Source organism: Pseudomonas sp. FG1 (genome assembly GCF_034313875.1).
In the GTDB taxonomy this organism is placed as follows: Bacteria; Pseudomonadota; Gammaproteobacteria; order Pseudomonadales; family Pseudomonadaceae; genus Aquipseudomonas; species Aquipseudomonas veronii.
Genome location: NZ_JAVIWP010000003.1, coordinates 19,749 through 43,336, shown reverse-complemented (window position 1 = coordinate 43,336; position 23,588 = coordinate 19,749). Strand labels below are relative to the sequence as shown.

At 58.8% G+C, this 23,588-nt stretch carries 21 protein-coding genes and 5 pseudogenes; 24 read left to right on the top strand and 2 right to left on the bottom strand.

The annotated features are described in order from the left end of the window. Positions 1-125 precede the first annotated feature (125 nt). From RGV59_RS31090 to RGV59_RS31075, 4 genes are all read left to right on the top strand, one after another. Positions 126-899 carry a tellurite resistance protein gene (locus RGV59_RS31090; RefSeq protein WP_011600753.1) on the top strand — a complete coding sequence of 258 codons (774 nt, stop codon included), beginning with the start codon at positions 126-128 and terminating at the stop codon, positions 897-899. Positions 900-909: 10 nt separating this feature from the next. Continuing rightward, entirely contained in the window at positions 910-2,028 is a 1,119-nt protein-coding gene (locus RGV59_RS31085) for a toxic anion resistance protein (protein ID WP_011600754.1), read from the top strand. Then, positions 2,028-3,416, top strand: coding sequence for a hypothetical protein (locus RGV59_RS31080; protein ID WP_011600755.1), 1,389 nt, complete (start codon positions 2,028-2,030; stop codon positions 3,414-3,416). Before RGV59_RS31085 ends, RGV59_RS31080 begins: the two co-directional genes overlap by 1 nt. An 89-nt stretch (positions 3,417-3,505) precedes the next feature. Beyond that, positions 3,506-3,817, top strand: coding sequence for an endonuclease (locus RGV59_RS31075; RefSeq protein WP_028619973.1), 312 nt, complete (start codon positions 3,506-3,508; stop codon positions 3,815-3,817). 306 nt (positions 3,818-4,123) lie between these two features. On the opposite strand, the gene RGV59_RS31070 is transcribed toward RGV59_RS31075, so the two are convergent. Beyond that, positions 4,124-5,158, bottom strand: a complete 1,035-nt coding sequence (locus tag RGV59_RS31070) for an IS110-like element IS1492 family transposase (protein WP_043095457.1) — start codon at positions 5,156-5,158, stop codon at positions 4,124-4,126. Between the two features lie 240 nt (positions 5,159-5,398). On the opposite strand from RGV59_RS31070, the gene RGV59_RS31065 reads away from it, so the two are divergent. The 20 genes and pseudogenes from RGV59_RS31065 to RGV59_RS30970 all read left to right on the top strand — a co-directional run bounded on the left by RGV59_RS31065 (position 5,399) and on the right by RGV59_RS30970 (position 22,143). Then, positions 5,399-6,079, top strand: a complete 681-nt coding sequence (locus RGV59_RS31065; protein ID WP_009399094.1) for a cupin domain-containing protein — start codon at positions 5,399-5,401, stop codon at positions 6,077-6,079. After that, positions 6,076-6,660, top strand: a complete 585-nt coding sequence (locus RGV59_RS31060; RefSeq protein ID WP_009399092.1) for a TetR/AcrR family transcriptional regulator — start codon at positions 6,076-6,078, stop codon at positions 6,658-6,660. The genes RGV59_RS31065 and RGV59_RS31060 overlap by 4 nt, the downstream gene beginning before the upstream one ends. Before the next feature lie 57 nt (positions 6,661-6,717). Continuing rightward, positions 6,718-7,380, top strand: a pseudogene (locus RGV59_RS31055) (SDR family NAD(P)-dependent oxidoreductase); the annotation flags it as partial. A 48-nt stretch (positions 7,381-7,428) separates the two neighbouring features. Continuing rightward, positions 7,429-8,455: pseudogene (locus RGV59_RS31050) on the top strand (IS30 family transposase). A gap of 31 nt (positions 8,456-8,486) precedes the next feature. Then, positions 8,487-9,026: pseudogene (locus RGV59_RS31045) on the top strand (group II intron maturase-specific domain-containing protein); the annotation flags it as partial. 80 nt (positions 9,027-9,106) lie between these two features. After that, positions 9,107-9,584 (top strand): annotated as a pseudogene (locus RGV59_RS31040) (IS3 family transposase); the annotation flags it as partial. 65 nt (positions 9,585-9,649) lie between these two features. Beyond that, positions 9,650-10,512 (top strand): annotated as a pseudogene (locus tag RGV59_RS31035) (IS5 family transposase). Positions 10,513-10,808: 296 nt separating this feature from the next. Next, positions 10,809-12,164: a benzoate 1,2-dioxygenase large subunit gene (gene benA / locus RGV59_RS31030; RefSeq protein ID WP_029615494.1), complete on the top strand. Its 1,356-nt coding sequence runs from the start codon at positions 10,809-10,811 to the stop codon at positions 12,162-12,164. Continuing rightward, a complete protein-coding gene (benB, locus tag RGV59_RS31025) occupies positions 12,165-12,653 on the top strand; it encodes a benzoate 1,2-dioxygenase small subunit (RefSeq protein ID WP_011600760.1) in 489 nt (162 codons plus the stop codon). A gap of 9 nt (positions 12,654-12,662) precedes the next feature. Further along, positions 12,663-13,673, top strand: coding sequence for a benzoate 1,2-dioxygenase electron transfer component BenC (benC, locus tag RGV59_RS31020; RefSeq protein WP_011600761.1), 1,011 nt, complete (start codon positions 12,663-12,665; stop codon positions 13,671-13,673). Positions 13,674-13,788: 115 nt separating this feature from the next. Beyond that, positions 13,789-14,565 (top strand): 1,6-dihydroxycyclohexa-2,4-diene-1-carboxylate dehydrogenase, encoded by a 777-nt coding sequence (locus RGV59_RS31015; protein ID WP_011600762.1) that lies wholly within the window; start codon positions 13,789-13,791, stop codon positions 14,563-14,565. Positions 14,566-14,712: 147 nt separating this feature from the next. Next, positions 14,713-15,030 (top strand): 2Fe-2S iron-sulfur cluster binding domain-containing protein, encoded by a 318-nt coding sequence (locus RGV59_RS31010; protein WP_004574996.1) that lies wholly within the window; start codon positions 14,713-14,715, stop codon positions 15,028-15,030. A gap of 16 nt (positions 15,031-15,046) precedes the next feature. Further along, on the top strand, positions 15,047-15,970 hold the full coding sequence (locus RGV59_RS31005; protein ID WP_004574997.1) for a catechol 2,3-dioxygenase: 924 nt from the start codon (positions 15,047-15,049) through the stop codon (positions 15,968-15,970). Between the two features lie 34 nt (positions 15,971-16,004). Beyond that, a complete protein-coding gene (locus RGV59_RS31000) occupies positions 16,005-17,465 on the top strand; it encodes a 2-hydroxymuconic semialdehyde dehydrogenase (protein WP_011600763.1) in 1,461 nt (486 codons plus the stop codon). 10 nt (positions 17,466-17,475) lie between these two features. Next, positions 17,476-18,324 carry an alpha/beta fold hydrolase gene (locus RGV59_RS30995; RefSeq protein WP_004575916.1) on the top strand — a complete coding sequence of 283 codons (849 nt, stop codon included), beginning with the start codon at positions 17,476-17,478 and terminating at the stop codon, positions 18,322-18,324. A gap of 11 nt (positions 18,325-18,335) precedes the next feature. Further along, a complete protein-coding gene (gene dmpE / locus RGV59_RS30990; RefSeq protein ID WP_004575915.1) occupies positions 18,336-19,121 on the top strand; it encodes a 2-oxopent-4-enoate hydratase in 786 nt (261 codons plus the stop codon). A gap of 14 nt (positions 19,122-19,135) precedes the next feature. Beyond that, positions 19,136-20,059 (top strand): acetaldehyde dehydrogenase (acetylating), encoded by a 924-nt coding sequence (locus RGV59_RS30985; RefSeq protein WP_004575914.1) that lies wholly within the window; start codon positions 19,136-19,138, stop codon positions 20,057-20,059. 12 nt (positions 20,060-20,071) lie between these two features. Then, positions 20,072-21,112: a 4-hydroxy-2-oxovalerate aldolase gene (gene dmpG, locus RGV59_RS30980; RefSeq protein ID WP_003450283.1), complete on the top strand. Its 1,041-nt coding sequence runs from the start codon at positions 20,072-20,074 to the stop codon at positions 21,110-21,112. Further along, positions 21,109-21,903 carry a 2-oxo-3-hexenedioate decarboxylase gene (dmpH, locus tag RGV59_RS30975; protein WP_004575913.1) on the top strand — a complete coding sequence of 265 codons (795 nt, stop codon included), beginning with the start codon at positions 21,109-21,111 and terminating at the stop codon, positions 21,901-21,903. The genes dmpG and dmpH overlap by 4 nt, the downstream gene beginning before the upstream one ends. 48 nt (positions 21,904-21,951) lie before the next feature. Next, positions 21,952-22,143, top strand: coding sequence for a 2-hydroxymuconate tautomerase (locus tag RGV59_RS30970; RefSeq protein WP_004575912.1), 192 nt, complete (start codon positions 21,952-21,954; stop codon positions 22,141-22,143). 186 nt (positions 22,144-22,329) lie between these two features. On the opposite strand, the gene xylS is transcribed toward RGV59_RS30970, so the two are convergent. Next, positions 22,330-23,295: a XylDLEGF operon transcriptional activator XylS gene (gene xylS / locus RGV59_RS30965; protein ID WP_004575911.1), complete on the bottom strand. Its 966-nt coding sequence runs from the start codon at positions 23,293-23,295 to the stop codon at positions 22,330-22,332. Between the last annotated feature and the right edge of the window lie 293 nt (positions 23,296-23,588).

The window sequence follows — 23,588 nt, the reverse complement described above, 5'->3', positions numbered from 1 at the left end:
ATTTCGAGATCGCGATACAAAGACTTCGAGCTGCGCTTTCAGTCGGTAAAAGCGTCTGAAATAACAACCCGCCAAGGAATACGGCAGGTACGATCTCCAACAAATCCAAGGAGAAATTTTCCGCCATGACTCATTCAGTGGTCAACATCGACCACCTCAAACAGCAGGTACTCCCTGAGTTGTTTGCTTTCCCGGCTCGCCTCGGCGAGTACGGGGGCGTAGCGGATAGCTCTGCCAAAATCGATCAACTATCAGATCTCATGGAGAGCGGGTCGGCGGCAGCGCTTGCGGCCAAAATCGCAGAAATCCTCTCGAAAATGGCCGACGCCTCGCCGGAGCAGATTACCCGGAAGCCGACCTGGTTCGAGAAGGTTCTGGGCGGAGCCGTGGAAAAGCAGGTTCGCTATCAAGTCGCCCGGTCAACACTGGAACAGCTACTGGCCGAAGCTGAAGGACACGCCCAAGGTGTACGCGATACGGTCAGTGCCATCAGCAGAATGATCGTTGCCCACGCCGAAGAGGCGGAAGCACTGAAAGTGTTCATCCAGGCCGGGCGCGAATTCCTCGAAGAGAACCCTCTCATCGGGACGGTAGCGGAGGGGGAGATCGAGTTTGATCGGCCGCGAGAGCGGCTGGCGCGAAAGCTCGCCAACTTGGCAACACTTCTGGCCTCACACGAACTGAGCGTTAGCCAGATGAAGCTGAGCCGCGCCCAAGCCCTCGACATGCTCGATCGCTTCCGAGAGACAGTCACCGTACTGGTTCCAGTATGGCGGCAACACACCCTTACCCTGATCACCACCAAACACATGAGCCCGGCGATGGTCGAGGCTGCCAGCAAGGCGCATCAGGCGCTGATGGCCAGCCTGTCTGAAAGCCTGAATGGCGTGAAGCACTGAGGAGCAAAACATGCAGCAGGAAATTACCGTGACAGATCTCGCCACTACCAACACCGAGCTTACCCCAGCTGGGCTTCAGGCTCTCGGTCTCCAGGAACAGGACATCCCCCAGATCAAGGCTGTAGCGGCACTGATCCAGGCAGAAAACCCGCTCTCGGTTTCTCAGTTCGGCAGGGAAGTGGCAGAACACACGTCCTCCTACGCCGACAGCTTGCTCGACCAGGTTCGTAACAGCGACCTGGACGATGCCGGCGCAAAGCTGAGCGAGGTGGTTGCCGTCGCGCAGTCGCTCAATGTCAGCGCGCTTTCCAATCGCCGTTCGCGCATCCCTGTCATCGGCCCGCTGATTGACAAAGTAACCCTGCGCGGCAAGTCCGTCATGGGTCAGTTCGACACCACGCGAGAGCAAATTGAAAAGCTCGTTGCTGAAGTCGACCAAACACAAGCGGGCATTTCTGCTCGGAATACCGGCCTCGAGTCCATGTTCGTTGCGGTACGCGAGGAGCATCGCCTGCTTGGCATCCACATTGCCGCCGGTAAGCAGCGCCTTGCGGAGCTACAGATGCAGGTTTCTCAGCTTCGGGCGAACATCGGGAACGACCCAGCCCGCTTGCAGCAAGTTGCGGATCTGGATGCACTGATCTCCAACCTCGACAAGCGTATTGGCGACCTCACGGCGCTCCAGCAGTCCGCGATGCAGAGCCTCCCGACGATTCGGATGATTCAAGCGAATAACCAGATGCTGGTGGACAAGTTCCACACCATCCGGGAAATCACTGTGCCGGCTTGGAAGCGCCAATTCATGCTGGCTTTGACGCTGAACGAGCAGCGGAACGCCGTCCAGCTGGCCACCAAAATCGACGACACCACCAACGATCTCCTCAAACGCAACGCCGAGCTGCTGCACCGCAACTCCGTAGAGACGGCCAAAGCTAACCAGCGGTTGGTAATCGACGTGGACACCTTGCAGAAGGTCCAGGCCACGCTGATCCAGACCGTCGAAGACGTAATCAAAATCCAGCGTGAGGGCGTAGCTCAACGCAAGGCCGCAGAGAAAGAGATCCAGGGCATGCGTCTCGATCTCCAGAAGCGCCTGGGCAGGACTGATGAAGTGAAGGAGCTTCACTGATGACCGAACCAGTCCAACTTTTCCGGTTGCGGGTCGACGGCCTCGTTTCGAAGGAAAACATTCCCTTAGCGCAGCTATCGAGTCTCTTGAATGACTATGGCGTCGTGGAGGACAGTACCTTGAATAGGCTGATGGCTGGCCAGACCGAGCGCGTTCTCGGTCAAGAGCTGGAACTGTCCAGGCAGACTCCAGAGGTTGACCCGCAGTTGTACACGCTGCTTGTTGATGGAAAAGTCGCCGCGAAGGACGTTCCTGATGCAGAGCTCGACAAGCTCCTCGCTAATTACGGTGCTCGTAGAAAGGAAATATCTCGTGGTCTCGTTGCAGGCAAGACACAGCGTGTGCTCGGTCAGGATCTGAAGCTATTACGGCAGCCGGTTGGGCAAACGGTACATGTCACCGCCAAGCACGAACAAGCCTCAAACGAAGCGAAAGCAGAGCCGACAGCGCAGAAGACACATCGAGCCCAACCCGAACCAGCTTTGCCGGCAAAAGCGCCGACGCCTTTTGACGCGCCCCTCCAGGAACTGATCTCGCGGGCGAAGAAGCTACGCAAAGGCACGCTCATCTACGGTGGTACCGCCCTGGGTTTGGCGGTATTCGGGGGCGTATTTTACGCGCTGGGTATCGCCGCAGAGCCAACAACGGCTATTGACCAGATCCTGGTTCCTGATGCGATCGCCAAGGCCTTCCAAGCATCGGGCCACGAGGGCGGCGGTATTGGCGGGTTGATGGGGGTCGAATCAGCCGTCGACTCGATCCTCAATAGCACAGCTCTCAAAATGATCAGCGCGGTTGCAATGATTGCGGGTGTAGGCCTTGCGGTTATTACCGGACGCTTGTTCAACATCGTTCCCGCCGTCATGGTCGGCATGATGCCGCACATCATGGGAGCGTTTCTGGGGATACTAGATCCGGGCACGGCAAGCACGGCAAGCAAGCCCAGCGAGTTTTATTCCGCGGTTGAGTCTAAGAACCTACCGACGCTTCAGCGTCTGCTCAGCTCCAGAGAGGATCTGGACGAGGTGGCCAGGGCGTATGTGCTAGCCCAAGCATCTGTTGCCGGCGGCAGCTCCTCGAAGTGGGTTGTTCTGACAGCGAAAAATCTGCGAGAGGGAAAAATTAAGGGCGACTTTTCCGTGCCGGCCGGCATTGCCTACGCCATCGAGGCAACTGCGCTTGGCCCAGAAAGCCCGTCTCTTTCTGATCGAGCCGAACAGCATCGCCAGAGTGCCTTGGCCGAGGCAAGCGACTGGAAGCGCAACAGCTTCTGGGCACTTCTCCTGGCAGGGTTGTTTGGTGTCATTGCCACGGGCCATGAATCGATCGCGCAAATTATCTTTCGCAGGGTTCGTCGCATTGGCGAGCTTCTTACCCCGCTGCGGTAGCTACTGCGAGCAGCGCTCAAACCCAAGCCTTGCTTGGGTTTTTTTTCCCCTGAATAGCCTGGAATCACCCTTGTTTTAAGGAAAAGACCGTGAAATCGATCCTCATGATGTTTTTGGCCATGCAGATGGCCACGTCTCACTTCGCTCTTGCCTCCGCACCTACGACCTTCGAGCAGGCCAAGGTTGAGCTACGCCAGAAGGTCTACTACGACCGCAACACCAGCGAAGCCGGCGATCTTTACTGTGGGTGCGACTGGAAGTGGGTAGGGCGATCCGGAGGCCGTGTGGACTTCGCCTCGTGCGGGTACGAAGTCCGCGCTCAGGAGAATCGCGCGCAGCGCATCGAATGGGGGCGAATAGAGAAAACGGAAATTTTCGTACTACAAGGGCTTCCCCATTGAGCGCAAGCGCAATAGCGATTGTGTTCTGTATTGCTGCACTGCTGCGCGTGCCGGATCGACGTAAGAAGGTGAAGGACTGCGGTACTACAAACGGTCATATTGAGCTGATGGCTCGGACCCTGATGAAAGACGCACGTGAGGACCTCGTTCGCTAACCGGGACTGAATTCCCCATACGATTTTCAGGTATACCCCACGTAGGTCCAACCCGCTTCACATCAACGACGGCAGTGCACATTGATCCTCTTTTTATCTGCTCATGGTTCTACCCTGACGCCTTAAAAGTTGAGCAATAGGAAGCCAGGGCCTACGCACCAGTTGGTTCTACCTGCTCAAGCTTGAACGTGTCGCCGTAATGCAGGACGGCCCAGGCCATCCTTGCATTCTTGGCGGCAATCGCGACGGCCGCACGCCAGTAACCGCGACGTTCAATCAGATTGCGGATCCAGCGACTGAATGTATCTTGTTTATCGCCCAGGTTGGCCATTACAGATCGAGCCCCGAGCACCAGTAGACTCCGTAAATAGGCATCCCCGGCTTTGGTGATACTCCCCAAACGCTGCTTTCCACCGCTACTGTACTGACCTGGCGTCAGTCCGAGCCATGCAGCCACTTGGCGACCATTTCTGAAGTCGTGCCCATCCCCAATACTGGCAACCAAGGCACTCGCCGTGGTCGAGCCAACCCCGCGCAATTGCAGCAACCTACGGCTACGATCATCTTCACGAGCAATCTGGCTGATTGCTCGATCAAGCTCTACCAAGCGGTCCTCGATATGGCTGGTGTGCTCTAACAGTTCACTCATGCACCGTTTTGCCCAGCCAGGCAAGCTGTCCAGATAAGGGCCAATCTCTCTTCTCAATCGCTCTGGGCTTTGCGGCAGGACCACCCCAAATTCAGAAAGTAATCCCCGCAGTCGGTTGTAAGTAGCTGTGCGCTCTTCGATAAATCCCTGCCGAGTGCGATGAAGGCAAAGAGTCGCCTGTTGATGCTCGTCCTTGACGGGTACGAACCGCATGCTGGGTCGGGTCACTGCCTCACAGATTGCAGCAGCATCTGCTGCATCATTCTTACCGCGCTTACCTGACATCCGATAAGGAGCAACGAGTTTAGGAGCCATCAACCTGACAGTATGTCCGTGCTGAACAAACACCCTCGCCCAGTGGTGCGCCCCTGAGCAAGCCTCCATACCAATCAAACACGGCGGTAACTGCGCGATCAATGGCACCAACTGATCACGCGCAACCTTCGGTTTCACCAATATGGCTTTGCCAGCCTCATTGACGCCGTGAACGGCGAACACCGTCTTGGCTAAATCGATTCCCACCGTGATAACTGACATTGGCTTCCCCTCCAGTAATTGATGCAGTTATGAAACTTCATCATGGCACCTTGATGCCGCCTCGCGACTTTCGCCGCGGACTTGGACGGGGAAGTCCCTTTCATTCGCTAAGCTTCGCGAGTTCTCGTAACCAATTCACTGTTTTTCAATGTGTGAAAGAAAATGGCGAAAGCTGCTTGACAAGCGAACCGGGGACTTCCATTCTACCTACCAATTAGTCGGTATATGAAAATAAAAGCCATGAAACTTAATTCAGATCTTTCGCAGCGTGTTGTCGTCGAGCCTTCAAGCTTACAGTGGGTCGATTCGCCAGCGACTGGGATTCAACGCCAGTTACTGGAGCGTGATGGCGACGAAGTGGCGAGGGCCACCTCGTTCGTGCGATATGCGCCAGGATCGAGGTTCAAGCGCCATGTTCATCACCTGGGCGAAGAAATCCTCGTTCTTGATGGTATGTTCACCGATGAGTCCGGAACCTTCGGGCCTGGGACTTACATCAAGAATCCACCAGGTTCTTCGCATGCACCAAGCTCCGCGACGGGTTGCACGTTGTTCGTCAAGCTGCGCCATCTTGATCTAGCCGACAGCCAACGCACCGTGGTCGACACTCGTAACGGACCCTGGTTTCCAGGCCTCGTGCCGGGTCTGTCGGTGATGCCACTTTCTGAGTTCGACACCCAACATACGGCTTTGGTGCGCTGGGCTCCGGGGACACGATTCAATTCGCATCGTCACTACGGCGGTGAAGAAATCTATGTGTTGGAAGGCGTCTTTGAGGATGAGTTCGGAAGCTACCCTGCCGGCACATGGATGCGCAGTCCGCATTTGAGTGCTCACCGCCCCTTCAGCAATGAAGGCTGCACTATCCTGGTCAAGACAGGCCATCTGCCAGTCGCTGAATCAAATGAGGCACTTGCATGAAGCATTTCTCCGAAATCTCGCCGACCGCCGAGCGCGTGGTCGATGCCGCTGAAGGCTTGGTACAGCGGCATGGCTACAACGGCTTCTCATACGACGACGTGGCCCAGTTGGTAGGCATCAAAAAACCAAGCATCCACCACCACTTCCCCAAGAAGGGAGAACTCGTGGCCGTGGTCGCACAGCGCTACACGCACCGGTTTCGTGAGGAGTTGCTGAGCATCGAAGGGCAGCATGCGAAAGCGCCTGATAGGCTAACTGCGTATGCGGCACTTTTCGAACGCACCTTCGCCAAGGACCGGCGCCTTTGTGTCTGCGGCATGTTGGGTGCCGAGTCGGACTCGCTGCCGGACGCCGTTGTGAGCGAGGTCAAGCGATTCTTTAAAGTCAATCTCGACTGGTTGACTCTTGTCGTTGCCGACGGTCAGCGTGCCGCGCTGATCACCTCAAATTCCGCCGCAGAGGCTCTCGCAGAGGCGTTCTTGTGCGCGTTGGAGGGCTCGATGGTGGTGGGCCGTGGCATGCGATCGCCACGCGGACCGGCCGATGTTGGAAACACTTTTCTTTCTACCGTGTTGACCTAAGGTCGGCACTTTTTGCAACATGATCCTACCATTTAGTTGGTAGTTTAAGAGGTTATTATGAACACTGAATTTAATGGCAAGAAGCTGTTGGTCATCGGCGGCACTAGTGGGATGGGATTGCAAACTGCCCGCATGGTTCTCGAGCAAGGCGGAAGCGTCGTCATCGTCGGTCACCGCGAAGACAAAGCCGAAGAGGCCCGCAAGGAGCTGTCGTCGTTGGGCGCTGTGACAGCCCTGACTGCCGATCTCTCGCGAGTCGAAGATGTGAAGCGACTCCTGCATACCATCGATGAGAACCACAAGGACATCAATCTTCTGGTCAACGCTGCTGGGGTGTTCTTCCCGAAGGCGTTTCTTGAGCACACGGAAAGTGATTACGAGCAATATTTGTCGTTGAATAAAGCGTTCTTCTTCATCACACAAAAGGTCGTGGCCAACCTCGTGGCCAGCGAGCGTCCCGGCGCCATCGTGAACATCGGCTCGATGTGGGGCAAACAGGCGATCGCGGCTACGCCGTCGTCCGCGTATTCGATGGCAAAAGCAGGTTTGCATTCGCTGACCCAGCACCTTGCGATGGAGTTGGCATCCAAACAAATCAGGGTCAATGCCGTTTCTCCGGTGGTTGTCGAAACGCCGATTTACGAGGGCTTCATACCCAAGGTCGAGGTTCATGGCGCCTTACAGGGATTCAACAGCTTCCACCCAATCGGAAGGGCGGCCGCGGAAACTGAGTGCAACACCTGACCTTTCCGGTAAGGTGCTGCCCCCATGTCATATGAAGAACTCAGCATAGAAGAACGCGCCACGATTCAGGTAAGCCGCTTGCATGGCATGGGCCGGCGAGAGATTGCCCGGTTGCTTGGCCGAAGCCCCTCCACGAAGTCGTGAACTGCGGCGCAACACGGGCGCCAACGGCATCTATCACGCACCTACGGCCCAGGGCCACATGCGTCAACGTCGAGAGGTCTGTCGCCCGCAAAAGAAGCTGGTGCTGGGCAGCGAACTGCTTGAGTTGGTGGTGGTGTTGCTGCGAAAAAACTTCTCTCCCGAGCAGATTGCCGGCAAGCTGCGCAGCATGGATATTCCCAGTTTTGAAGACGTTTACGTTTGTCGCGAGACGATCTATAGCGCGGTCTATGCCCTGCCTGTGGGTGAGCTGCGCAAGGAGCTGATCCGGTGCCTGCGCCAGGGCAAGAGTACGCGCCGGCCACGTGCAGGAGGCGTTGATCGGCGCAACCAGATCCCGGAGATGGTGAGCATTCATGTGCGTCCGCCGGAGATTGAAGACCGCCTGATGCCGGGGCATTGGGAGGGTGACCTGATCAAAGGCAAGGCCAACGCCTCTGCCGTGGGCACGCTGAACGAACGCACCAGCGGCTACCTGATGCTGATCAAGCTGAACGATGCCACGGCGACTTCGGCCGTAGAGGGCTTCAGTGCGGCCCTCAACCGGATGCCGCTGGCGGTGCGCAAGAGCATGACCTATGACCAAGGCCGGGAGATGACCCGGCATGCCGAGATCACCCAGAAGACGGGGGTGGCCATCTACTTCTGTGACCCGCACAGCCCCTGGCAGCGCGGCAGCAACGAGAACATCAATGGCTTGATCCGCCAGTACCTGCCCAAGGGCACAGACTTGTCTGTATACAGCCAGGAACAGCTGGATGCCATTGCCTACGAGCTGAACATTCGGCCACGCAAACGCTTTAACTGGAAATGTCCGATTGAAGTGATGACCGAGGTGATGGAAAAAGCAATGGCGATGCAGCATGATGCACCCGCTTCAATTCAATAACCGTGTTGCACTTAGCTCCTGCAACCGCCATGGATTTGTTTTTCTGGGCCATCGGATCATCCGCAAGCGTAGCCGCTACGGCGACATGCGTGTGGTAACGACGATTCCACGAGACAAAGCCAGAAGCTTCGCAGCCTCACTGACGGCACTGCTCTCAGGTAACCACAGTGAAAGTAAGATCGACATGGTTGAATCGATCAACCGAAAGCTGGAAGGCTGGGCCGCGTTTTATCAATTCGTTGATTTCAAAGCCAAAGCATTCAGCTATATCGATCGTATCGTGTTTTGGAAACTGGCCCATTGGCTGGCTCACAAATACCGCTCCCGTATCAAACCCCTGATGCGCCAATGGTGCAAAGCACCTAAGCCCAGCCAAAGTAAGACCTGGGTTTTATTTGGCAAGACTAATAACGGCAAACTCAGCGGTGAAATACTGTATCGGTTAGTTGGGCAAGGCAAGAAGCAGTTCCGGTGGCGCCTGCCCGAAGGTAATCCCTACCTGAGGTCGGAACTCAGGAACACATGGACCTCGCGTTTCACTGAAGTGGCTATGGCGTTCGCCAGCGTTTAAACGGAGAGCCGGATGCATTGAAAGGTGCACGTCCGGTTCGGTGAGGAGAGGCAGGGAAATAGTCCGACTACGCCCTGCCTCTTACTCAACTCCGCACCTACGAAGGGTGGCTGTACTTGGCAGTAGTGCTGGATCTGTTTTCTCGCCAAGTGATCGGTTGGTCAATGAAGCCCAGGATGAGCAGCGACCTGGCTATCGACGCCATGCTGATGGCGGTGTGGCGGCGTAAACCGAAGCAAGAAGTGATGATTCACTCAGATCAAGGTAGTCAGTTCAGCAGCTCAGACTGGCAAAGCTTCCTGAAGGCTAACAATGTGGTCAGCAGCATGAGCCGGCGAGGAAACTGCCACGACAATGCCGTTGCAGAGAGCTTTTTCCAGCTGTTAAAGCGGGAGCGAATCCGACGAAAGATCTACGGAACACGCGAAGAAGCCCGGAGTGATATTTTCGATTACATTCGAGATGTTTTATAACCCTAAACGCCGGCACGGCAGTGCTATGCAGTTATCGCCAGTAGAGTATGAGAAACGCTATTTCCTGAGCTTGGAGAGTGTCTAGGGAAACTCTGAAAAAGACTTCCTGATTTTGGCAAAATAGCCGGACACCACCCGCCGAGTTTTCCGATGAAGCAGATCTCCTTCGCCGATGCTGAGTATGCCGGCAAGCGTAAACAAACCCGACGTGAGCGTTTTCTGATCGAGATGGATCGGGTGGTGCCGTGGAAGGGCTTGATTGCCTTGATCGAACCGCATTACCCGAAGGGTGAAGGCGACCGGCCGTCATACCCGTTGATGGCCATCTTGCGTGTGCACCTGATGCAGAACTGGTTCGGCTACAGCGATCCGGCGATGGAAGAGTCGCTCTAAGACCACAATTTTGCGCCAGTTTGCTGGGCTGGGACTGGAGCGCATCCCGGATGAAACCACCATCCTCAATGATTATCCATGCGCCCAGTTCGACCAAGAATAAGGAAGGTAAGCGCGATCCTGAGATGCACCAAACCAAGAAAGGTAACCAGTACTTTTTTGGCATGAAGGCGCACATTGGTGTGGATGCCGATTCGGGCCTGGTGCACAGCGTGGTGGGTACCGCCGCCAATGTGGCCGACGTGACTCAGGTCGACCCATTACTGCATGGTGAGGAAACCCATGTTGCCGGAGATGCTGGCTACACCGGTGTCCACAAGCGCCCCGAACATGAAAGTCGAAAAGTGATCTGGTCGATTTCCGCCCGGCCCAGTTCGCACAAAAAGCACGGCAAAAAAAGCCTGACTGGCCGAATGAAGCGCAAGATCGAATACGCCAAGTCGCAGGTGCGCGCTAAGGTCGAGCATCCGTTCCGTGTGATCAAGCGCCAGTTTGGATACACCAAGGTGCGGTTTCGCGGCTTGGTGAAAAACACAGCCCAGCAGGTCACGCTGTTTGCGCTGTCGAACCTGTGGATGGTGCGCAAACAGTTAATGATCACGGGAGAGATGCGTCCGTGATGCAGGGAATCAACCCTGCGAAGCGCCTCACAAGGGCGAAACCCTGTATTTGAAGGTGAAAAATGACCTGATTTTCGATTGAGACGCTGTTTTTTAAAAATCATTGAGAAAATCAGCTCGGAAAACGGGACTACTTCAGACCTTCCTTAACGGGCTGCAGTGTCCGGTTTGATAGGGATAAGTCCAGTCTTGCAAGAAGCGGATACAGGAGTGCAAAAAATGGCTATCTCTAGAAAGGCCTAGCTCTTAGGCTCTTATGCAACAGAAACAATAATAATGGAGGCATGACCATGACAATGCACCTGGGGCTCGACTATATAGATAGTCTCGTTGAAGAAGATGAGAACGAGGGCATCTACCGCTGCAAGCGCGAGATGTTCACCGACCCTCGGCTGTTCGATTTAGAGATGAAACACATCTTTGAGGGCAACTGGATTTATCTCGCCCACGAGAGCCAGATTCCAGAGAAGAACGACTATTACACCACGCAGATGGGCCGGCAGCCGATATTCATCACACGCAACAAAGATGGTGAGCTCAATGCCTTCATCAATGCCTGCAGTCACCGCGGCGCCACGCTCTGTCGCTTTAGGAGTGGAAACAAGGCCACCCATACCTGCTCGTTCCACGGCTGGACCTTCAGCAATTCGGGCAAGCTGCTCAAGGTCAAAGACCCCAAGGGCGCCGGCTATCCGGACAGCTTCGACTGTGACGGCTCGCACGACCTGAAGAAAGTTGCGCGCTTTGCTTCCTACCGCGGATTTCTATTCGGCAGCCTGCGCGAGGACGTCGCCCCGTTGGAAGAGTTCCTCGGCGAGTCGAGGAAGGTCATCGACATGGTCGTCGACCAGTCGCCCGAAGGTCTGGAAGTGCTGCGCGGTTCCAGTACCTATGTTTACGAAGGCAACTGGAAAGTGCAGGTCGAGAACGGTGCCGACGGCTACCATGTCAGTACTGTTCACTGGAACTACGCCGCCACCCAGCAGCAGCGCAAGCTGAGAGAAGCGGGCGATGATATTCGCGCCATGAGCGCCAGTAGCTGGGGCGGGGATGGCGGCGGTTTCTACTCCTTTGAAAATGGCCACCAGATGGTCTGGGCACGCTGGGGCGACCCGAAAAACCGCCCGCTGTTCGCCGAGCGAGATCGCTTAGCCAGCGAGTTTGGTGAAGCCCGTGCCGACTGGATGATCGGCGTCTCCCGCAACCTCTGCCTCTACCCGAACCTCTACCTGATGGACCAGTTCGGCTCGCAGTTGCGTATCACCCGTCCGCTGTCGGTGGATAGAACCGAAATCACCATCTACTGCATCGCGCCGAAAGGCGAAAGCGCCGAGGCACGTGCCCGCCGTGTCCGTCAGTACGAGGACTTCTTCAATGTCAGCGGCATGGCCACCCCGGACGACCTGGAGGAATTCCGCGCCTGCCAGGAGGGCTTCGCCGGCGGGGGGATGAACGACATGTCCCGTGGCGCCAAACACTGGATCGAGGGGCCGGACGAGGGCGCGAAGGAGATCGATCTGTATCCGAAGCTGAGCGGTGTCCGCTCGGAAGACGAAGGCCTGTTCGTCATGCAGCACAAGTACTGGCAACAGCAGATGATCAAGGCCGTCAAGGCAGAACAGGATCGGCTGATCCACGCGGAGGGCGCGTAAATGACAATCTCCTACGAAGCTGTGCGCGATTTCCTTTACCGCGAAGCACGCTACCTCGACGACAAGCAGTGGGATAGTTGGCTGGAAATGTACGCGCCGGACGCCACTTTCTGGATGCCGGCCTGGGACGACCGCGACCAATTGACCGAAGACCCGCAGAGCCAGATCTCGCTGATTTGGTACGGCAATCGCGGTGGCCTAGAGGATCGGGTGTTCCGCATCAAGACCGAGCGCTCCAGTGCCACCATTCCGGACACCCGAACCAGCCACAACATCAGCAATGTGGAGCTGCTCGAACAGTCCGGCGGCTTCTGTAAGCTGCGCTACAACTGGCACACCATGAGTTATCGGTACAAGACGGTGGACCACTTCTTTGGCACCAGCTTCTGCACCCTCGACACATGTGGCGAGACCCCGCTGATTAAGGCCAAGAAGGTCGTGCTGAAGAACGACTACATCCGCCAAGTTATCGATGTATACCACGTCTGAGGTGCCGCCATGACACACAAGGTTGCACTGAACTTCGAAGACGGCGTCACTCGTTTCATCGATGCTAATACTGGCGAGACTGTTGCTGATGCTGCCTACCGCCAAGGCATCAATTTACCCCTGGACTGCCGAGACGGTGCATGCGGCGCCTGCAAATGCTTCGCCGAGAGCGGCCGCTACGGCCTCGGCGAGGAGTACATCGAGGATGCACTTAGCGAAGCCGAAGCCGAGCAGGGCTACGTGCTGACCTGCCAGATGCGCGCCGAAAGCGACTGCGTGATTCGCGTTCCGGCCGCATCGGACGTCTGCAAGACCCTGCAGGCCAGCTATCAGGCAGCGATCAGCAACGTGCGTCAGCTGTCCGAGAGCACCATCTCGCTGTCGATCAAAAGCGCATCGCTGAACCAGTTGGCGTTCCTGCCGGGCCAGTACGTCAATCTGCAAGTGCCGGGCAGCGACCAGACCCGCGCCTATTCCTTCAGCTCGCTGCAAAAGGATGGTGAGGTCAGCTTCCTGATCCGCAACGTGCCGGGCGGGCTGATGAGCAGCTTCCTGACCAGCCTCGCCAAGGTCGGCGATAGCGTCAGTCTGGCTGGTCCGCTGGGCGCGTTCTATCTGCGCGAGATCAAGCGGCCGCTGCTGTTGCTGGCGGGCGGTACCGGCCTAGCACCGTTCACCGCGATGCTGGAGAAGATCGCCGAGCAGGGCAGCGAGCACCCGCTCCATCTGATCTACGGCGTCACCCATGACTACGATCTGGTTGAAATGGACAAGCTAGAGGCATTCGCCGCGCGCATTCCCAACTTCAGCTACACCGCCTGCGTCGCCAGCCCAGACAGCGCCTATCCGCAAAAGGGCTATGTGACCCAGTACATCGAGCCCAAACACCTCAACGGCGGTGAGGTAGATGTCTACCTTTGCGGTCCGCCACCGATGGTCGAGGCGGTCAGTCAGTACATTCGCGCACAGGGCATCCAGCCGGCCAATTTCTATTATGAGAAGTTCGCCGCCAGCGCCTAGAGGCTCCTTTGGTCCGCTTACTAGGTGAGCGGGCCTGTTTTATTCGTTCAGTAGGCCCCAGGTTCCCTGCGAACTTTCCCAAAATTGCATCTGGGCTACACAACCGAGGTGGTTCATGAACAAACGTTTCCAGGACAAGACTGCCGTTATCACCGGCGCTGCCCAGGGCATCGGTCGCCGTGTGGCCGAACGGATGGCGGCCGAAGGCGGTCGGCTGCTGCTAGTCGACCGTTCCGAGCTAATACATGAGCTGGCCGACGAACTGGTCGGAGTCGCTGAGGTGCTGACCCTGACCGCCGACCTTGAGCAGTTCGCCGAGTGCCAACGGGTGATGGCGGCGGCGCTCGAGCGCTTCGGTCGGCTGGACATTCTGATCAACAACGTTGGCGGCACCATTTGGGCTAAGCCATTCGAGCATTACCAGGAACACGAGATCGAGGCCGAAGTGCGGCGTTCACTGTTCCCTACCCTATGGTGCTGCCACGCCGCGCTGCCGCTAATGCTCGAGCAGGGCAGTGGCGCCATCGTAAATGTTTCCTCCGTTGCCACGCGCGGGATCCATCGCGTGCCTTACGGCGCGGCGAAGGGTGGCGTCAACGCCCTGACCGCCTGTCTGGCCTTTGAAACCGCCGAGCGCGGCATCCGCGTCAACGCCACCGCACCGGGTGGCACCGAGGCGCCGCCACGGCGGATTCCGCGCAATAGCGCCGAGCCGAGTGAGCAGGAGAAGGTCTGGTACCAGCAGATCGTCGACCAGTCCCTCGACAGCAGCCTTATGAAACGCTACGGAAGCATTGACGAGCAGGTCGAGGCAATTCTGTTCCTTGCTTCTGACGCCGCCTCCTACATCACCGGTATAACTCTTCCGGTGGCAGGGGGAGACCTGGGTTGACCCTTATGTCTGGTTAAGAAGAGAAATCGACATGCGAAGAAGCAACGTACATAAGATCCCTGACGCTCATTTTCGGGGGGGTTATGCCGGCATCACGCAGAGCTGTTGGGGGATACTTCCGTCATGTTTAGTGTATCTGGGATGAATATGAACAGTGCCGGCTACGAGGTGTTCGAAGTGCTAAGCGGCCAGTCATTCCGCTGTGCGGAGGGCCAGTCGGTACTGCGCGCCATGGAAGCCCAGCACAAACGCTGCATTCCGGTGGGCTGTCGCGGCGGCGGTTGCGGGCTGTGCAAGGTCCATGTGCTGCATGGCAATTACCGTCGCGGTCGCATGAGCTGCCATCACGTGCCGCCCGAGTTGGAGAGCCAAGGCTTGGCGCTGGCATGCCAGGTATTTCCGCAGTCCGATCTGAGCATCGAATGCCTTCGCCCTAATAGCGAAGGCGACAAAAACAACAGATGAAACAAGAGGTGCCGTCATGAAAAAAGGCGTTATGCGACCCGGCCACATCCAGCTGCGCGTACTCAATCTAGAGAGTGCCCTGGCCCACTACCGCGACCTGCTCGGCCTGATCGAAGTGGACCGTGATGACTTCGGGCGCGCCTATTTGAAGGCATGGACCGAAGTGGATAAGTTTTCCCTGGTGCTGCGTGAAGCGGATGAGCCGGGCATGGATTTCATGGGTTTCAAGGTTGTGGATGAGGATGCTCTCCGGCAACTGGAGCGGGATCTGACGGCATATGGCTGTGCCGTTGAGCAGCTACCCGCAGGTGAACTGAACAGTTGTGGCCGGCGCGTGCGCTTCCAGGCCCCCTCCGGGCATCACTTCGAGTTGTATGCAGACAAGGAATATACTGGAAAGTGGGGTGTGAATGAGGTCAATCCCGAGGCATGGCCGCGCGATTTGAAAGGTATGGCGGCTGTGCGTTTCGACCACGCCCTCATGTATGGCGACGAATTGCCGGCGACCTATGACCTGTTCACCAAGGTGCTCGGCTTCTATCTGGCCGAACAGGTGCTGGACGAAAATGGCACGCGCGTCGCCCAGTTCCTCAGTCTGTCGACCAAGGCCCACGACGTGGCCTTCATTCACCATCCGGAAAAAGGCCGCCTCCATCATGTGTCCTTCCACCTCGAAACCTGGGAAGACTTGCTTCGCGCCGCCGACCTGATCTCCATGACCGACACATCTATCGACATCGGCCCAACCCGCCACGGCCTCACTCACGGCAAGACCATCTACTTCTTCGACCCGTCCGGTAACCGCAACGAAGTGTTCTGCGGGGGAGATTACAACTACCCGGACCACAAACCGGTGACCTGGACCACTGACCAGCTGGGCAAGGCGATCTTTTACCACGACCGCATTCTCAACGAACGATTCATGACCGTGCTGACCTGATGGTCCGGTTCGACTTATTGCAGAGACTGCGCAGATGAAAGAAATCAAGCATTTCATTAGCGGTGCCTTCGTCGGTTCGGCCAGCGGCAAGCTGTTCGACAATGTCAGCCCGGCCAACGGCCAGGTGATCGGCCGCGTCCACGAGGCCGGCCGCGCCGAGGTCGACGCTGCGGTCAAAGCTGCCCGTGCCGCGCTCAAGGGACCCTGGGGGAAGATGACGGTGGCCGAGCGCGCTGAGATTCTGCATCGCGTGGCCGATGGCATCACGGCGCGCTTCGACGAGTTTCTCGAGGCCGAATGCCTCGACACCGGCAAGCCGAAGTCGCTGGCCAGCCACATCGACATTCCGCGCGGCGCGGCCAATTTCAAGGTATTCGCCGACCTGCTCAAGAATGTTGCCAATGACGCCTTCGAGATGGCCACCCCGGACGGCGCCGGTGCACTCAACTACGGCGTGCGCCGGCCCAAGGGGGTGATCGGGGTGATCAGCCCGTGGAACCTGCCGCTGCTGCTGATGACCTGGAAAGTCGGCCCGGCGCTGGCCTGCGGCAACTGCGTGGTGGTCAAGCCATCCGAGGAAACCCCGCTGACCGCCACCCTGCTCGGCGAGGTGATGCAGGCCGCTGGCGTGCCGGCCGGCGTGTACAACGTGGTGCACGGTTTCGGCGGCGATTCGGCCGGGGCCTTCCTCACCGAGCACCCGGACGTCGACGCCTACACCTTCACCGGCGAGACCGGCACCGGCGAAACCATCATGCGCGCCGCGGCCAAGGGCGTGCGCCAGGTGTCGCTGGAGCTGGGCGGCAAGAACGCCGGCATCGTCTTCGCCGACTGTGACCTGGACAAGGCCATCGAGGGCACCCTGCGCTCGGCCTTCGCCAACTGCGGCCAGGTCTGCCTGGGCACCGAGCGGGTGTATGTCGAGCGGCCGATCTTCGACGCGTTCGTCGCCCGCCTGAAGGCCGGCGCCGAAGCGTTGAAGATCGGCGAACCGAACGATCCAGAGGCCAATTTCGGCCCGCTGATCAGCCACAAGCACCGTGAAAAAGTCCTCAGTTACTACCAGCAGGCAGTCGACGACGGCGCCACCGTTGTCACCGGCGGCGGCGTGCCGGAGATGCCGGCGCACCTCGCCGGCGGCGCCTGGGTGCAGCCGACTATCTGGACCGGCCTGGCCGACGATTCGGCGGTGGTCACCGAGGAAATCTTCGGCCCGTGCTGCCATATCCGCCCGTTCGACCGCGAGGAGGAAGCCATTGAACTGGCCAACAGCCTGCCTTACGGCCTGGCCTCGGCGATCTGGACCGAGAACGCTTCGCGCGCCCACCGCGTCGCCGGGCAGATTGAGGCCGGCATCGTCTGGGTCAACAGCTGGTTCCTGCGCGACCTGCGCACTGCCTTCGGCGGCAGCAAGCAGTCGGGTATTGGCCGCGAAGGGGGTGTGCACTCGCTGGAGTTCTACACCGAGCTGAAAAACATCTGTGTGAAACTCTGAGGACCTGGCCATGAACGCACCGCAGCAAAGCCCTGAAATCGGTCGCGAAATCCTCGCCGCCGGCTACCGCACCAACCTGCATGATCAGGGCGAAGGCTTCCCGGTCCTGCTGATCCACGGTTCCGGCCCCGGCGTCACCGCCTGGGCCAACTGGCGCGGGATCATTCCGCAGCTGGCGCAGACGCGCCGGGTGATCGCCCCGGACATGCTCGGCTTCGGCTACAGCGAACGTCCGGCCGATGGCCAATACAGCCAGGCGCGCTGGGTCGAGCATGCCATCGGCGTGCTCGACGCCCTCGGCATCCAGCAGGCCGACATCGTCGGCAACTCGTTCGGCGGCGGGCTGGCGCTGGCACTGGCCATCCGTCACCCCGAGCGTGTGCGCCGGCTGGTGCTGATGGGCAGCGTCGGTGTGTCTTTCCCCATCACCGCAGGACTGGAAACAGCCTGGGGCTACACGCCGTCGCTGGCCAACATGCGCAGGCTGCTCGATCTGTTCGCCCACGACCGCACCCTGGTCAACGACGAGCTGGCCGAGCTGCGCTACCAGGCCAGCATCCGCCCCGGCTTTCAGGAGTCGTTCGCCGCGATGTTCCCGCCGCCACGGCAGAACGGAGTCGACGATCTGGCCAGCAACGAGACCGATATCCGCGCTCTGCCCCACGAAACCCTGGTCATCCACGGCCGCGAGGATCGGATCATCCCGCTGCAGGCTTCGCTGACCCTCGCGCAGTGGATTCCCAACGCCCAGCTACACGTGTTCGGCCAGTGCGGCCACTGGACTCAGATCGAACACGCCGAGCGTTTCGCCCGCCTGGTCGAGAATTTCCTCGCCGAGGCCGACGCACTCCATTCCTGAGAGAGACCGATATGGACAAGACATTGATCAACAAACTCGGCGACGAGCTCTACCAGGCGATGGTCCAGCGCGAGACCGTCACGCCGCTGACCAGCCGCGGCTTCGACATCAGCGTCGAGGACGCCTACCACATCTCCCTGCGCATGCTGGAACGGCGCCTCGCCGCTGGCGAGCGAGTGATCGGCAAGAAGATCGGCGTCACCAGCAAGGCCGTGCAGAACATGCTCGGCGTGCACCAGCCGGACTTCGGCTACCTCACCGACGCGATGGTCTACAACAGCGGCGAGGCGATGCCGATCAGCGAGAAGCTGATCCAGCCACGCGCCGAGGGCGAGATCGCCTTCATCCTCAAGAAGGATTTGATGGGTCCGGGCGTGACCAATGCCGACGTGCTGGCCGCCACCGAATGCGTGATTCCCTGCTTCGAAGTGGTCGATTCGCGCATCCAGGACTGGAAGATCAAGATCCAGGACACCGTGGCAGACAACGCCTCCTGCGGGCTGTTCGTGCTCGGCGACCAGGCCGTCTCACCGCGCCAGGTCGATCTGGTCACCTGCGGCATGGTGGTCGAGAAAAACGGCCAGCTGCTCTCCACCGGCGCTGGAGCGGCTGCGCTCGGCTCGCCGGTCAACTGCGTGGCCTGGCTGGCCAACACCCTCGGCCACTTCGGCATCGGCCTGAAGGCCGGCGAAGTGATCCTGTCCGGCTCGCTGGTTCCGCTGGAACCGGTCAAGGCCGGTGATTTCATGCGCGTCGATATCGGCGGCATCGGCAGCGCCTCCGTGCGCTTCATCTGATCGAGGACAGCCTGATGAGCAAGAAACTGAAAGCGGCGATTATCGGCCCGGGCAACATCGGCACGGACCTGGTGATGAAGATGCTGCGCTCCGAATGGATCGAGCCGGTCTGGATGGTCGGCATCGACCCCAACTCCGATGGCCTCAAGCGCGCCCGCGAGTTCGGCCTGAAGACCACCGCCGAAGGCGTCGACGGCCTGCTGCCGCACGTGCTCGACGACGATATCCGCATCGCCTTCGATGCCACTTCCGCCTATGTACATGCCGAGAACAGCCGCAAGCTCAACGAACTGGGCGTGCTGATGGTCGACCTGACCCCGGCCGCCATCGGCCCGTACTGCGTGCCGCCGGTGAACCTCAAGCAGCACGTCGGCACGCTGGAAATGAACGTCAACATGGTCACCTGCGGTGGCCAGGCCACCATCCCGATGGTCGCCGCGGTATCGCGCGTGCAGCCGGTGGCCTACGGCGAGATCGTCGCCACGGTGTCCTCGCGCTCCATCGGCCCGGGCACCCGCAAGAACATCGACGAGTTCACCCGCACCACCGCCGGTGCCATCGAGCAGGTCGGCGGGGCCAAGGAAGGCAAGGCGATCATCGTCGTCAACCCGGCCGAGCCGCCGCTGATGATGCGCGACACCATCCACTGCCTGACCGAAACCGAGCCGGACCAGGATGCGATCACCGCATCGGTCCACGCGATGATCGCCGAGGTGCAGAAGTACGTGCCCGGCTACCGGCTGAAGAATGGCCCGGTATTCGACGGCAACCGCGTCTCGATCTTCATGGAGGTCGAGGGCCTGGGCGACTACCTGCCCAAGTACGCCGGCAACCTCGACATCATGACCGCCGCCGCGCTGCGCACCGGCGAGATGTTCGCCGAGGAAATCGCCAGCGGCACCATTCAACTGCCACGTCGTGAAGCGGCACTGGCCTAAAGGAGTCGCACCATGAATCTGCAAGGCAAGAACGTCACCCTGCACGACATGAGCCTGCGCGACGGCATGCACGCCAAGCGCCACCAGATCAGCCTCGAGCAGATGATCGCGGTCGCCACCGGCCTCGACGCCGCCGGCATGCCGCTGATCGAGATCACCCACGGCGACGGCCTCGGCGGTCGCTCGATCAACTACGGTTTCCCCGCGCACAGCGACGAGGAATACCTGCGTGCGGTGATCCCGCGCCTCAAGCAGGCCAAGGTATCCGCCCTGCTGCTGCCGGGCATCGGCACGGTCGACCACCTGAAGATGGCGCTCGACTGTGGCGTCTCCACCATTCGTGTGGCCACGCATTGCACCGAGGCCGACGTCTCCGAACAGCACATCGGCATGTCGCGCAAGCTGGGCGCCGATACCGTCGGCTTTCTGATGATGGCGCACATGATCAGCGCGGAAAAAGTGCTGGAGCAGGCCAGGCTGATGGAAAGCTACGGCGCCAACTGCATCTACTGCACCGACTCGGCCGGCTACATGCTGCCCGATGAAGTCAGCGAGAAGATCGGCCTGCTGCGCGCCGAGCTGAACCCCGCCACCGAGATCGGCTTCCACGGCCACCACAACATGGGCATGGCCATCGCCAACTCGCTGGCCGCCATCGAAGCTGGCGCCTCGCGTATCGACGGCTCGGTCGCCGGCCTCGGCGCCGGTGCCGGCAACACCCCGCTGGAAGTCTTCGTCGCGGTGTGCAAGCGCATGGGCGTGGAAACCGGCATCGACCTCTACAAGATCATGGATGTGGCCGAAGACCTCGTCGTGCCAATGATGGACCAGCCGATTCGCGTCGACCGCGATGCGCTGACCCTGGGCTATGCCGGGGTGTACAGCTCGTTCCTGTTGTTTGCCCAGCGCGCCGAGAAGAAATACGGCGTACCGGCCCGCGACATTCTGGTCGAGCTGGGCCGGCGCGGCACCGTCGGTGGCCAGGAAGACATGATCGAAGACCTCGCCCTGGATATGTCCCGGGCCCGCCAGAACCAGAAGGTGAGCGCATGAACCGTACCCTCAACCGCGAGCAGGTGCTGGCACTGGCCGAGCACATCGAGAACGCCGAACTGCAGGCCCATGACATCCACAAGGTCACCAATGATTATCCGGAGATGACCTTTGCCGATGCCTACGACATCCAGTGGGAAATCCGCCGCCGCAAGGAGGAGCGCGGCAACAAGATCGTCGGCCTGAAGATGGGCCTGACCTCCTGGGCGAAGATGGCACAGATGGGCGTGGAGACGCCGATCTACGGCTTTCTCGCCGACTACTTCAGCGTGCCCGACGGTGGCGTGGTGGATTGCTCCAAGCTGATCCATCCGAAGATCGAGGCGGAAATCGCGGTGGTCACCAAGGCACCGCTGGTGGGGCCTGGTTGCCATATCGGCGACGTGATCGCCGCGGTCGACTACGTGATCCCCACTGTCGAGGTAATCGACTCGCGCTATGAGAATTTCAAGTTCGACCTGATCAGCGTGGTGGCCGACAACGCCTCGTCGACCCGCTACATCACCGGAGGCCGCATGGCCAACCTCGAGGATGTCGACCTGCGCACTCTCGGCGTGGTGATGGAGAAGAACGGCGAGGTGGTGGAACTTGGTGCCGGCGCCGCAGTGCTCGGCCATCCGCTGTCCAGCGTGGCCATGCTGGCCAACCTGCTGGCAGAGCGCGACGAACACATACCGGCCGGCACCTTCATCATGACCGGTGGCATCACGGCTGCGGTATCGGTGGCGCCGGGTGACAACATCACCGTGCGCTGTCAGGGGCTTGGCAGCGTCTCCGCGCGCTTCATCTGAGCCATTCGGCCGCCCTGCCCGGGCGGCCTCTTCTTCAGGAGGTGCACCATGCCTATTGCCCAGATTCACATCCTTGAGGGCCGCAGCGACGAGCAGAAGGAAACCCTCATTCGCGAAGTCAGCGAGGCCATCTCGCGCTCCCTGGATGCGCCGCTGACCAGCGTGCGAGTGATCATAACCGAGATGCCCAAAGGCCACTTCGGCATCGGCGGCGAACTGGCCAGCAAGGTCAGACGCTGAAGTGGAGATGCCCAAGGGCACTTCGGGTTGAGGAACCCGACCTGCATTGGGACGCGGCCACGGAGAGCGCGGGCAAACGCCGGCACTATAGCCAGTGGAGTTTGTAAAACGATATTTCAGAGCTTGGAGAGTGTCTAAGAAAGCCGGGGCGATGCCAACCCATCCCTTCTTCGGCTACGTTCGTAATCAAGCCACTTCCTTTTTGCATTGACGCAGGGTGTCGGAAGGCAACTCGCCGAACGCGCTCCTATAGTTTTCAGCGAAGCGTCCCAAATGTAAGAAGCCGTAGTCTAGGGCTATCTCAGTTATACTACGCACATTGGCACTGGGATCGTTCAAGCAGGCGCGGATGCTTTCGAGCTTGCGGTTGCGGATGTAGTTCTTCGGCGTGGTGCCGGCATGCTTCTCGAACAAATTGTAGAGCGAGCGTGGACTCATCATCGCCAGCTCCGCTAACCGCTCAAGGCTGATATTCCGTTTGAGATTCTCCTCAATGAATTGAACGACTCGCTCGAAAGACGGGTTACCTTTGCTGAAAATTTCGCGGCTGACATTGCTGCCCAGCATTTCGAGCAGCTTGGAAGCGATGATCCCCGCATAGTGCTCTTGGACCCGAGGCATCGACTTTGTATGTTCCGCTTCGTCACAAACTAACCCGAGTAGATTGATAAAGCCATCGAGTTGCTGGAGATTGTGTCGCGCGGCGAAACGGATACCCTCCCTCGGCTTGTGCCAATTGTTCTCACTGCATGCCCGATCAAGGACCACTGAGGGCAATTTAACGATAAATTTCTCGCAATCTTCTGAATAGGTCAGGTCGGCTTGGTCATCCGGATTGAGCAGCAATAGTTCGCCCGGCGCAAAATAGTGCTCCTGGCCATGGTCACGCCACAGGCAATGGCCTTTGAGTATTATTTGCAGATGATAACAGGTCTCCAATCCAGGCGAGATCACCCTCACGCTACCGCCGTAGCTGATTCGACACAGGTCGAGGCCTCCGAAGATTCTGTGGTGCAGCCTGCCTGCCGGGCGCCCGCCCTTGGGCAGGCGAATAGAGTGCGTACCGACATACTGGTTAACATAGTCGGAGACTGCATAGGGCTCGGCATGGACGAAGATCTGACTTTTCTCGTTCAATAAGCGAAAATCCATAGCTCACGGTTCTCTTATTTTAATGTGGGCTGCTTGGTGTGATGAAGAAAGGCGCCAGGTCGATGAAAATGCATCTCGACGTGATGCGTATACGGGTTACCCCCATTGCCACGTTGCGCCATCCTTTTTGCAATCAGTGACCACTTTGCCAAGCAAAAATAATGCCAAGCAGAACGAAAACGTTCTTTTTAAGAAGCGAGAACACCAGAAAACATTCAGTTCGTGCTGTCGGGGCATACGGCGACGAATTGGCGGATAAAGGGATCGGCGTTGAGGTGGATTTCAGTTAATCA

Bases quoted from the DNA above. Each gene is read 5' to 3' on its own strand.
- RGV59_RS31065 (WP_009399094.1), top strand. From the start codon at position 5,399: ATGAAACTTAATTCAGATCTTTCGCAGCGTGTTGTCGTCGAGCCTTCA.
- RGV59_RS30995 (WP_004575916.1), top strand. From the start codon at position 17,476: ATGAACGCACCGCAGCAAAGCCCTGAAATCGGTCGCGAAATCCTCGCC.
- RGV59_RS31005 (WP_004574997.1), top strand. From the start codon at position 15,047: ATGAAAAAAGGCGTTATGCGACCCGGCCACATCCAGCTGCGCGTACTC.
- RGV59_RS31085 (WP_011600754.1), top strand. From the start codon at position 910: ATGCAGCAGGAAATTACCGTGACAGATCTCGCCACTACCAACACCGAG.
- RGV59_RS30970 (WP_004575912.1), top strand. From the start codon at position 21,952: ATGCCTATTGCCCAGATTCACATCCTTGAGGGCCGCAGCGACGAGCAG.
- RGV59_RS31010 (WP_004574996.1), top strand. From the start codon at position 14,713: ATGAACAGTGCCGGCTACGAGGTGTTCGAAGTGCTAAGCGGCCAGTCA.
- RGV59_RS31000 (WP_011600763.1), top strand. From the start codon at position 16,005: ATGAAAGAAATCAAGCATTTCATTAGCGGTGCCTTCGTCGGTTCGGCC.
- RGV59_RS31070 (WP_043095457.1), bottom strand. From the start codon at position 5,158: ATGTCAGTTATCACGGTGGGAATCGATTTAGCCAAGACGGTGTTCGCC.
- RGV59_RS31090 (WP_011600753.1), top strand. From the start codon at position 126: ATGACTCATTCAGTGGTCAACATCGACCACCTCAAACAGCAGGTACTC.
- RGV59_RS31015 (WP_011600762.1), top strand. From the start codon at position 13,789: ATGAACAAACGTTTCCAGGACAAGACTGCCGTTATCACCGGCGCTGCC.
- dmpG (WP_003450283.1), top strand. From the start codon at position 20,072: ATGAATCTGCAAGGCAAGAACGTCACCCTGCACGACATGAGCCTGCGC.
- benA (WP_029615494.1), top strand. From the start codon at position 10,809: ATGCACCTGGGGCTCGACTATATAGATAGTCTCGTTGAAGAAGATGAG.
- RGV59_RS31060 (WP_009399092.1), top strand. From the start codon at position 6,076: ATGAAGCATTTCTCCGAAATCTCGCCGACCGCCGAGCGCGTGGTCGAT.
- benB (WP_011600760.1), top strand. From the start codon at position 12,165: ATGACAATCTCCTACGAAGCTGTGCGCGATTTCCTTTACCGCGAAGCA.
- RGV59_RS30985 (WP_004575914.1), top strand. From the start codon at position 19,136: ATGAGCAAGAAACTGAAAGCGGCGATTATCGGCCCGGGCAACATCGGC.
- benC (WP_011600761.1), top strand. From the start codon at position 12,663: ATGACACACAAGGTTGCACTGAACTTCGAAGACGGCGTCACTCGTTTC.
- xylS (WP_004575911.1), bottom strand. From the start codon at position 23,295: ATGGATTTTCGCTTATTGAACGAGAAAAGTCAGATCTTCGTCCATGCC.
- dmpE (WP_004575915.1), top strand. From the start codon at position 18,336: ATGGACAAGACATTGATCAACAAACTCGGCGACGAGCTCTACCAGGCG.
- RGV59_RS31080 (WP_011600755.1), top strand. From the start codon at position 2,028: ATGACCGAACCAGTCCAACTTTTCCGGTTGCGGGTCGACGGCCTCGTT.
- dmpH (WP_004575913.1), top strand. From the start codon at position 21,109: ATGAACCGTACCCTCAACCGCGAGCAGGTGCTGGCACTGGCCGAGCAC.